1 protein-coding gene and 1 pseudogene are annotated in these 1,121 nt (G+C 63.9%); one reads left to right on the top strand and one right to left on the bottom strand.

The window, feature by feature from the left end; translation table 11 throughout:
• Window positions 1–77 precede the first annotated feature (77 nt).
• Window positions 78–266, bottom strand: a pseudogene (locus tag NWF34_RS25535) (DUF2510 domain-containing protein); the annotation flags it as partial.
• Between the two features lie 229 nt (window positions 267–495).
• Here NWF34_RS25535 and NWF34_RS25225 point away from each other — a divergent pair.
• Entirely contained in the window at window positions 496–1,023 is a 528-nt protein-coding gene (locus tag NWF34_RS25225) for a DUF4839 domain-containing protein (RefSeq protein ID WP_258326395.1), read from the top strand.
• Window positions 1,024–1,121 lie beyond the last annotated feature (98 nt).

Raw genomic sequence — 1,121 nt, 5'->3', positions numbered from 1 at the left:
CGACGGCGACTCCTACCGCATGACACACCGAACGGAGGTGCCACCGACCTAGAACATCCCGCACAGGGTGGGGACTTTTACCTGGCCACCAGCGGGGACATCAAACTGGCCGTTGACATCGGAGCACCCGCAGCACCCCGTGTATCAGACAGCAGCGGGGCTAGCTTTCCACTACCCAAGTCGGGTGCTGGCGGGGCGGGCGCCACCTGTGCCCTCCATTTCTTGCCGTCCCAGTACCGTGATCCTGAACCTCCCGATGGATCTGGATACCACCCAGGTGGGGGAGGCGGTGGAGTGGTCGTATGGGTGCCCTCTCTTGACGAAACTCGACAAGATTAGCCGCACTCGTCCGTCCTTCGGCCCTGACCCTCCGCAGGATCACCCGCGGGCGACAAAGGGATATGGGGTGTCCCAGTGGCGGGTACGGGCTCGGATGGCCAGTAGGCTCAGCACGGGCCGGCCACCTTCCTGGCATGAAGCTGAGGGGCTGTGAGCATGGCAACGGACACCGGAGTCACGTACGAGACGAAAACGATCCGTGCGGTCCGCGGCATGGAGTCGCGGATTGTAAAGAAGTGGGAGGCCGACGGCTGGGAGTTGGTCTCGCAGTCGCCAGGTATGGTTCAGGTTGAAATCACCTTCCGTCGCCCCCGGCCGAAGTCTCGTCGGCTGCTTTGGATCATCGGTGGCGGCGTGGTTGTGCTCGTGCTGGCAATCATTGTGACCGTCGGGCTAGTCATCGAGAAGAACACTGCCCCGGCGAATCCCGCGCCGGGTGAAGCGACAGCTTCGCCGAGCGGGCAACCGTCCGCTGAAGCGACTGGCGAAGCAGCGTCACGGTCATCGACCCGTGATGGCGAGGTGCTCACGCCTGAGAACAGTCCTGAGTTCGCGGCTGTCCTCGCGTTCACTGACTACTGCTCGCCGGACATCGCAGCGTTTGCTGCGGCTCATCGTGGTCGAACGATCGTGTTTCCCGGCAGCATCGCCGCGATGGCACGGGGCTGGTGCACGAGTAGGTGACATCTGATCTGGCTTGCCCTGCCGGGCGGCCTGGAAGGATGCCAGCTGTGCCCAAGCCCTATCCCCAGGAGTTCCGCGACGACGTTGTCCGCGTCGCC

This window comes from Gordonia sp. GONU, from assembly GCF_024733855.1.
Classification (GTDB): domain Bacteria; phylum Actinomycetota; class Actinomycetes; order Mycobacteriales; family Mycobacteriaceae; genus Gordonia; species Gordonia amicalis.
Note: the sequence above shows the minus strand (reverse complement) of the source record. Positions and strands in the feature narration are given on the sequence as shown.